Annotated in this window: 9 protein-coding genes and 1 pseudogene; 9 read left to right on the top strand and 1 reads right to left on the bottom strand. The window is 62.6% G+C overall.

From position 1 onward, the window contains the following. Positions 1–305: pseudogene (locus AC1D17_RS26640) on the top strand (MFS transporter); the annotation flags it as partial. Between the two features lie 34 nt (positions 306–339). On the opposite strand, the gene AC1D17_RS26635 reads toward AC1D17_RS26640, so the two are convergent. Then, a complete protein-coding gene (locus AC1D17_RS26635) occupies positions 340–888 on the bottom strand; it encodes a cupin domain-containing protein (protein WP_264221809.1) in 549 nt (182 codons plus the stop codon). 144 nt (positions 889–1,032) lie between these two features. Here AC1D17_RS26635 and aptA point away from each other — a divergent pair, with 144 nt between their 5' ends. The 8 genes from aptA to AC1D17_RS26595 form a co-directional block, all read left to right on the top strand. Then, the gene (gene aptA / locus AC1D17_RS26630; protein ID WP_477568268.1) at positions 1,033–2,370 is read left to right on the top strand and encodes an omega-aminotransferase AptA; all 1,338 of its coding nucleotides are present in this window, start codon (positions 1,033–1,035) and stop codon (positions 2,368–2,370) included. A 401-nt stretch (positions 2,371–2,771) separates the two neighbouring features. Further along, positions 2,772–3,698 carry an amino acid ABC transporter permease gene (locus AC1D17_RS26625; RefSeq protein WP_477568267.1) on the top strand — a complete coding sequence of 309 codons (927 nt, stop codon included), beginning with the start codon at positions 2,772–2,774 and terminating at the stop codon, positions 3,696–3,698. Continuing rightward, entirely contained in the window at positions 3,695–4,459 is a 765-nt protein-coding gene (locus AC1D17_RS26620; RefSeq protein WP_477568266.1) for an amino acid ABC transporter ATP-binding protein, read from the top strand. The genes AC1D17_RS26625 and AC1D17_RS26620 overlap by 4 nt, the downstream gene beginning before the upstream one ends. Positions 4,460–4,491: 32 nt before the next feature. Then, complete coding sequence (locus AC1D17_RS26615; RefSeq protein ID WP_477568265.1) at positions 4,492–5,352, top strand: ABC transporter substrate-binding protein; 861 nt, start codon at positions 4,492–4,494, stop codon at positions 5,350–5,352. Between the two features lie 22 nt (positions 5,353–5,374). Then, positions 5,375–6,160 (top strand): GntR family transcriptional regulator, encoded by a 786-nt coding sequence (locus AC1D17_RS26610; protein ID WP_477568264.1) that lies wholly within the window; start codon positions 5,375–5,377, stop codon positions 6,158–6,160. Between the two features lie 27 nt (positions 6,161–6,187). Continuing rightward, the gene (locus AC1D17_RS26605) at positions 6,188–6,928 is read left to right on the top strand and encodes a BtpA/SgcQ family protein (protein WP_477568263.1); all 741 of its coding nucleotides are present in this window, start codon (positions 6,188–6,190) and stop codon (positions 6,926–6,928) included. Continuing rightward, positions 6,925–7,437: an ureidoglycolate lyase gene (locus AC1D17_RS26600; protein WP_477568262.1), complete on the top strand. Its 513-nt coding sequence runs from the start codon at positions 6,925–6,927 to the stop codon at positions 7,435–7,437. The genes AC1D17_RS26605 and AC1D17_RS26600 overlap by 4 nt, the downstream gene beginning before the upstream one ends. Continuing rightward, the coding region (locus AC1D17_RS26595; protein WP_477568261.1) for a carbohydrate kinase family protein at positions 7,434–8,021 on the top strand (588 nt) is incomplete at its 3' end. The genes AC1D17_RS26600 and AC1D17_RS26595, both read left to right, overlap by 4 nt.

Raw genomic sequence — 8,021 nt, 5'->3', positions numbered from 1 at the left:
CTCGTCGCGCCACGGCACCCTGGCACGTCTATGCCCTGACGCTTCTCAGCGCCTTTGCCGCCGCGGCTCTCATCAGCATCCCCATCACCTACATCCAGGACCTCATCGCCGACCGCCCGGGGCTTGGCAGTTCGCTCATCTCGGTGAACCTGTTCTTAAGCGGCGGACTGAGCGCCATCCTGTTCGCGATCGGAACCCGTTTCAGCGATTACTCGGGTACGTCGCTGCTCGGTGCGCTCGCCGGCGCGATTGGTCTTGGCCTGATGCTCTATCTCGATGGACGCGGGGCGAGGCGCGAGCGCTGATCCTGGCGGGAAAAGGCCACCACATGTCCACGGATCAGAAAGTCGGCGGCGTGCAGGCGCTGATGATTTCGCAGGCGACCGGGCCGACACAGCGGAACCGGTGAGGCCGGCGGCTTTCGAAATAATAGGCGTCGCCCGGTCCAAGGATCCGGCGTTCGTCATCGACGGTGACTTCCAGCCGCCCCGAAAGAACAATCCCGCCTTCCTCGCCGTCGTGCACCAGCGGCACTTTGCCGGTGTCGGCGCCGGGTTGATAACATTCCTTCAGAATCTGCAGGCTGCGGCCGAACAGATTATCGCCGATCTGGCGATAGGAGATCGGCCCCTTGCCGATTTCAACGAGTTCGTCGGCCCGGTAGAAGGCCTTCTTCGGGCGGTCCGGCTCGAAGGCGAAAAATTCCGCAAGCCCGATGGGGATGCCGTCGAGGATGCGCTTCAATGCGCCGACGGAAGGGTTGGAGGAGTTGGACTCGATCAGCGAAATCGTCGAGTTGGTCACACCCGCCCGCTTGGCAAGTTCGCGCTGCGACAGATTGTTGAGGATGCGCAAATGGCGCAGACGGTTTCCGATATCCACCGACATAGGCTGATCCTCTGTTTGGCATGTTCGAAATATCGAAACTATTACAATTCATGGCTAGAGTTTTCAACTGGTTATGCTTGATCAGAAAAGGACTTGTTTCGCCATATGAAATCATGCGTCATCGCGGCTTCACAGGAGGTTGCCATGAATACGCACAGCAAACAAAACACCCCGGTACTCGATAGCTACTGGATGCCGTTTACCGCCAACCGGCAATTCAAGGCGGCGCCGCGCCTGCTCGCCTCGGCGGAAGGCATGCACTATACCAGCGTCGATGGACGCAAGATTCTGGACGGGACGGCGGGCCTGTGGTGCGTCAATGCCGGTCATGGCCGCCGACAGATCGCGGCAGCCGTCGAGCGCCAGCTTTCGACGCTGGACTTTGCACCCTCCTTCCAGATGGGGCATCCGATCGCTTTCGATTTCGCCGAGCGGCTGGCGGAGATTGCGCCGGGCGGTCCGGATGGAAAACTCGACCGTGTGTTCTTCACCGGCTCCGGCTCGGAATCCGTCGACACGGCCCTCAAGATCGCCGTCGCTTACCAGCGATCGATCGGGCAGGGCACGCGCACGCGCCTGATCGGCCGTGAACGCGGTTATCACGGCGTCGGTTTCGGGGGCATCTCGGTTGGCGGCCTTGTCAACAACCGCCGGGTCTTTCCGCAGCTTCCCGGCACGGACCATCTGCGCCACACCCACGATCTGGCAAAGAACGCCTTTGTCAAAGGCCAGCCGGAGCACGGCGCTGAGCTCGCCGACGATCTTGAAAGACTGGTTGCCTTGCATGGCGCCGAAACCATCGCTGCTTGTATTGTCGAACCCGTTGCCGGCTCCACCGGTGTGCTCATCCCGCCGAAAGGCTATCTCGAGCGCCTGCGCAAAATCTGCACCGCGCACGGCATCCTTCTCATTTTCGACGAAGTGATCACCGGCTTCGGCCGCCTCGGTGCTTCCTTTGCCACCGATTATTTCGGCGTAACGCCCGACCTCGTCACGACGGCGAAGGGCCTGACCAACGGCGCCATCCCGATGGGCGCGGTCTTTGCCAGCCGCAAAGTGCACGATGCCCTCATGCACGGACCGGAAGGCCAGATCGAGCTTTTCCACGGCTACACCTATTCCGGCCATCCGGCAGCCTGCGCCGCCGGCATTGCGACGCTCGACATCTACCGCGACGAGGGCCTTTTGACCCGGGCAGCCGATCTGCAGGACGACTGGCACGAGGCGATGCACTCGCTGAAGGGCCTTCCGCATGTCGTCGACATCCGCACGATCGGCCTGATCGCCGGCATCGAGCTTTCGTCCCGTGAGGGTGCTCCCGGCGCGCGCGCCTACGATGTCTTCGTCGATTGCTTCGAGCGCGGCCTGCTGATCCGCGTGACGGGCGACATCATCGCCTTCTCGCCACCGCTGATCGCAGAGAAATCCCATATCGAGGACATCGTCTCGATACTCGGCGATGCCTTGAAGCGGGCACAGTAGTCAACAAGCCTGAGGCGCCCGGGAGATTTCCGGGCGCCTGCGCGGATGGTTCGGCATACTGGCCGGCCTCGATGTAAAGCGTATTCCGGACAAGGGCGGCACGCCATCGCTAACGGTTTTCGCTGCCAGCGATCCGAATTTCATTTTCGTCATGCTGCCGGCTGCCTTCCTCCTTGTAGAGCACAAGCTTGCGGTCCTTGCCATGACGACCGGCAAGCCCTCTCCAGCCATGCCCGGCACACCGGCCGTAGCCGAAACCCAGCCAACTCCTAAACGACTCAACCTTTGATGCTGGCTGCAGGCCGCTCAAAGCGGAACGTTCAACGAATGATCCGCACCCGCTTGACTCCGCCCCGGAGCGTGCGTATTAAGTTGTAGGCCTAACCCTACAATTGGATAGCATGACCCATTCGCCCCCCAAACCGACATCCACCTTGTCCCTGTCAGATCTGCCGGGGCCGGACACGCCCGTTCGCCGGCTGCACCATCCGGGGCGTTGGCTCAGCGGCATCGCCGTCATTCTGCTGCTCGCCGTGATCGGCCGCGCGTTTGCCGTCGGACAAATCCAGTGGCCCGTGGTCGGAGAGTTCCTGACGGCCGGTGTCATCATCACCGGTTTCGGCTGGACCTTGCTGATCTCGGCCTGTGCGCTGGTGCTCGGCGTGGCGCTGGGCTTCGCCTTCGGCATCATGCGCCTTTCGGAAAATCCGATCCTGCGTTTCGCCGCCTGGCTTTACGTCTGGATATTCCGCGGCACCCCGGTGCTGCTGCAGCTTCTCATCTGGTTTAACATCGCCCTCGTCTTTCCGCGGCTCTACATTCCGGGCCTTGTCGATGAGCGCATGGTCGATGTGGTGACGCCCTTCGTCGCTGCTGTTCTCGGCCTTGGCGTCAACGAGGGTTCCTACCTGACGGAGGTAGTACGCGGTGGCATCGGTTCCGTCGATCACGGCCAAAAGGAAGCAGCTCACACGCTTGGCATGACGCCCGGCCAGACGATGCGCCGCATCATCCTGCCGCAGACCCTGCGGCTGATCCTGCCGGTTCTCGGCAACAGCGCTATCGGCATGCTGAAATTCTCCTCGCTGGCCGCAACCATCGCCATGGGCGAAATGCTGAACGCGGCGCAGCGGATCTACTTCATCAACGGAGCGGTCATCGAGCTGCTGTTCGTCTGCGCTGCCTGGTATCTGGCCGGAACGACGGTGCTCTCCATCGGCCAATACTATCTCGAACGTCATTTCGGCCGCGACGCAACGGTCGCCACCAGCAACCGTCGCTGGTTCAAGGGTTGGGCGCGGCGTCCGGCCGTCTCGGGGGAAGCATGAGTCTCGCAGTCAAGGCGGTTGGAATCCGCAAGAGTTTTGGCAATCACGAGGTGCTGAAGGGCCTGGATCTGGAGGTCGCCTACGGCGAGGTGCTGTGCATCCTCGGGCCCTCGGGTAGCGGCAAGAGCACTTTCCTGCGCTGCATCAACCATCTGGAAACGCCAAACGGCGGGTATGTCTGGGTTGATGGCGCCATCATGGGATACGAGCTCAGCCGCGGTGCGCTGCAGGAGCTGCCGATCAAGCAGCTGCGCGCACAGCAAAGCCAGCTCGGCATGGTGTTTCAGCATTTCAATCTGTTTTCGCATCGCACGGTGCTCGGCAATGTCATCGAGGGGCCGATGGTGGTGCGCGGTCTGCGCCGTGCCGAAGCAGAGGCACGCGCCATGGAACTGCTGGAGCAGGTCGGTATGGCCGGCAAGGCCTCGAGTTATCCCTCGCAGCTTTCCGGCGGCCAGAAGCAGCGCGTGGCGATTGCCCGGTCGCTGGCAATGGAGCCGCGGGTGATGCTGTTCGACGAACCGACCAGCGCGCTCGACCCGGAACTGGTCGGCGAGGTGCTGGAAGTCATGCGCAACCTGGCGCGTGGCGGCACCACCATGATCGTCGTCACCCATGAGATCGGCTTTGCCCGTGAGGTGGCCGACCGCGTCGTGGTGATGATCGACGGAGAAATTCGCGAAACGGGCGCGCCGGGGCAAGTCCTCAGCAATCCCGGCGATCCACGCGTGCGCACGTTCCTTAGCCGCGTGCTGGCCTGAATTCACAACTTCAAAATGGGAGAATGAAGAGAATGAAACGACTGTTGCCAATGCTACTGGGGCTGGCCTCCACAACCTTCATCAGCCTTGCCGCATGCGGCGCGGCCCATGCCGCCGACGAGAAACTGGCCGCCGCACTGCCCGAGGCCGTGCGCACCGCCGGCAAGCTGAACGTMACGATCAGCCTCGCCTATCCGCCGATGGAATACAACGACGCCGGCTCGACCGAGCTGAAAGGCTTCGACATCGATCTCGCCAAGGCCATCGCCGAGCGCCTGGGCCTTTCGGCGGAATTCCAGAATGTCGAATTCCCCCAGCTGATCCCGCAGGTCGTCACCGGCCGGTCCGATCTGATCATGACCGCCTTCTCCGACAAGGTCGAGCGCCAGACGCAGCTCGATTTCATCGACTACTTCCAGACCGGCAACGTCCTGTACTCGACTGTCGATCACCAGGGCGAGATCAAGACAGAGGTCGACCTCTGCGGCAAGACGGTGGCTGTGGCGACCGGAACAAGCTGGGTCACCTGGACGGAGGATCTCGGCAAGGCCAAGTGCGCTGAGGACAAGCTGATCACCGTCATCCAGATCCCGACCCAGGCCGAGCATATCATGCAGATCCGCCAGGGCCGCGCACAGGCCTCGGTGATCGGCCTTGAAGGGCTTCTCGACCTGATGAAGCAGGAACCAGGCAAGTTCTACCAGATCGGTGAGGTCGGCGACATCAACCACTACGGCATCGCCTTCGCCAAATCGAACGGCCAATTGCGCGACGCCGTGCTCGGTGCGCTCGACGCCATGAAGGCCGATGGCACTTATACACAGATCCTCGACCGCTACGGCTTGAATCAAGCCGGTGTGAAGGAGTTCAAGGTAAACGGAACCACCAAATAGCCGACCCATCCGGGAGCCTGCCTTGACCCACTCTTCCTTATCAGATGCCTCCATCGCAACGGGCGAACGCCCCGACGACAGACTGTCCAGGCTGCGCCTCGATCTCTATTCGAGCGAGCAGCTTTACCGGCAGCTGTACCGGGCACTGCGCGCCGCCATTCTCAGCGGCGATTTTTCCGAAGGGGAAGCCATCCCCTCGGAGAACCAGTTGCGCGATCAGTTCGGTATCGCCCGAACGACAGTGCGCAATGCGATGGCGCTTCTGGTGTCGGAAGGGTTGGTTCAGCAGGTTCGCGGTCGGGGTACGATCGTTTCGCATCGGCCGATCAGCCACAACATCTGGAATTTCGGCAGCTTTACCGAACTGGCGCGCCGGCAGGGCCAGCGCCCCGTGACGCGGGTGCTGGAACATCGGGTGGAAAACGGTGAGCTATTGCTGGTGCGTGCCCGCGGCCTTGCAAACGATGAAACGGTGAACTGGTTGAACGTCGACACCTCGCGGCTGGACCTTGCCCTTTACCCCGGCATCGACCGCAACGATTTTGCGGCGCAATCGCTCTATGAAGTGTTGCGCCGCGACTATGATCGCCATCCCCTCCGCTCGGAACTGCTGCTGACCGTCGTGCCGCCGTCCGATCGCCTGCGGGAGGTCTTTGCCCCGGCGCTCGATGTGCCGGGCTACCTTTGCGCCAGCGGGGACGTACTCGACGCCGACGACCGGTTGGTGGAGCGGACGTCGATTGTCTATTCGCCGGCGGTCCAGATGAAATTCGCAACCCGTTGGGGGCGTGATACCGCGCCGGCTTGAAAGCGGCGCGACGCAGGAGAAGAAAATATGAGCCGTTTCGACGAGACTTTCGCCAACCCAAAACCCATCCTCGGCATGCTGCATCTGGCTGGAGAAGGCCCAGCTGCCAAGCTCGCCCAGGCCGAGGAAGAAGCTCGCATCATGGCCGGTGAAGGAATCGACGGGCTTGTGGTCGAGAACTATTTCGGCGATGCCGAGGACGTCGAGCGTGTGCTGGAGCGGCTGTGCGGCCTTGATCTCGGCACGCGCATCGGCATCAATGTACTGCGGGACAATGTATCCGCCTTTGCGCTTGCCAAGCGATTTCCGGTCTCTTTCATCCAGGTCGATTCCGTCGCCGGCCATCTGCCGCTGCAAGACGATGTGCCTTTCGCCGCCGATCTCGCCACGCGCCGTAACAGCGTTCCGGCGCTGCTGCTTGGCGGCGTGCGGTTCAAGTACCAGCCCGTCCTGTCCGGACGGCCCGAGGAAGAGGATGTGCGCATCGGCGCATCGCGCTGCGACGGTCTGGTCGTGACCTCGGACGCCACCGGTCAACCGACCGATATGGACAAAGTGGCGCGCTTCCGTGCTGCCACCGGCGGCGCGGTGCCGCTCCTGATCGGTGCGGGCCTGACTGAAGCCAATGCCGCCGAACAGCTGGCGCAGGCCGACGGCGCCGTCGTCGGCAGCTGGTTCAAGCACGACCACAAGGATACCGGCCGCGTCGAGGCCGCCCATGTCGCTCGCCTGATGCGGGCGGTCCGCGCAGCAAGGCGCGCCGCATGATTGCCCCGGATGCCATTGTCGCCCAGCCGGCGACGCCTGAGAATTTCTCCCGGTTCGGTACGGTCTATGACCTCTCCAACGATACCGACCCCAAGGCGATCTGGACCTTAGGCGACGGTTGGAGCGACGGTTTCACCAGGACGCCGCTGATGACGGGGTCCGGCCATCTCGGCATCACGCGCGGCGCCGGCGCGCCCTGGTTATGCGCGGCAATGGAGCGCCATCCGGGCACCGAGGAAGCGATCTTCTGCGCCGCCCAGCCGGTCGTCCTTGCCGTTGCCCCCGCGTCGGATGCCGATGCGGCAAATCGGGATGAAATTGAAGCCTTCGTGATCGCGCCGGGCCAAGTGGTCGTAATGCGCCGCGGCGTCTGGCACGATGCCTGCCGGGGTGTTTCCGGTCCCGCAGCCTATTATTGGATGGCGATTTGCGGGCTTGGTGAAAGTCCTTGGGTCCCTGTCGCAGGCGGGCCAAGGCTGGTGCAAGCGAACCCGGGGAAAAACATATGACCGCCTTTTTCATCGGCGACGTGGCGATCGACGAATATTACACCGCAGATCGCTGGCCCGGCCGTGCCGACAAGGGCATGGTGACCGAACTGCCCGCCGAGATCGGCGGGTCCATCGCCAATGCTGCCGTCGTGCATGCCGGTCTCGGCGGCGAGACGCAGTTCATCTCCCTGCTTAACGACAGTCCGCTGTCGCAAAGGCTGATCGCCGACCTGCAGGAAAACGGCGTCGGCGTCGATTACATGCTGACCGATCCGGCAATTGCGGAATCGCGCAATCTTATCTTCCTCGTCGATGGCGAGCATATCGTGCTGACCGTCGACATGGGCGAGCAGCCGATGTGGCTGACATCGGAGAGCCTTGAGGCATTGCGCCAGCCGGGCTTTCTCTACACGACGCTTTATCGTGTCCGCCGGCTGCATGCCCAGACAGAGAACGGCGTTCTGAAGCAGGCCGGGCTTCTGGCCGATCTGCGCCGGCATGGCCGCCGCGCGATCTTCGATCTTGATGTCGGCGGCTGTACGCCCGAAGACATGCCTTATCTCACCGGCGCGGCCGTCATCATCTTCAATCAGGTCGGGTTC

Source organism: Pararhizobium sp. P1_E7, from assembly GCF_056405855.1.
The sequence above is the reverse complement of the archived record's forward strand: the minus strand, read 5'-3'. Positions and strand labels throughout refer to the sequence as shown.

Bases quoted from the DNA above. Each gene is read 5' to 3' on its own strand.
- AC1D17_RS26635 (WP_264221809.1), bottom strand. From the start codon at position 888: ATGTCGGTGGATATCGGAAACCGTCTGCGCCATTTGCGCATCCTCAAC.
- AC1D17_RS26620 (WP_477568266.1), top strand. From the start codon at position 3,695: ATGAGTCTCGCAGTCAAGGCGGTTGGAATCCGCAAGAGTTTTGGCAAT.
- AC1D17_RS26625 (WP_477568267.1), top strand. From the start codon at position 2,772: ATGACCCATTCGCCCCCCAAACCGACATCCACCTTGTCCCTGTCAGAT.
- aptA (WP_477568268.1), top strand. From the start codon at position 1,033: ATGAATACGCACAGCAAACAAAACACCCCGGTACTCGATAGCTACTGG.
- AC1D17_RS26605 (WP_477568263.1), top strand. From the start codon at position 6,188: ATGAGCCGTTTCGACGAGACTTTCGCCAACCCAAAACCCATCCTCGGC.
- AC1D17_RS26600 (WP_477568262.1), top strand. From the start codon at position 6,925: ATGATTGCCCCGGATGCCATTGTCGCCCAGCCGGCGACGCCTGAGAAT.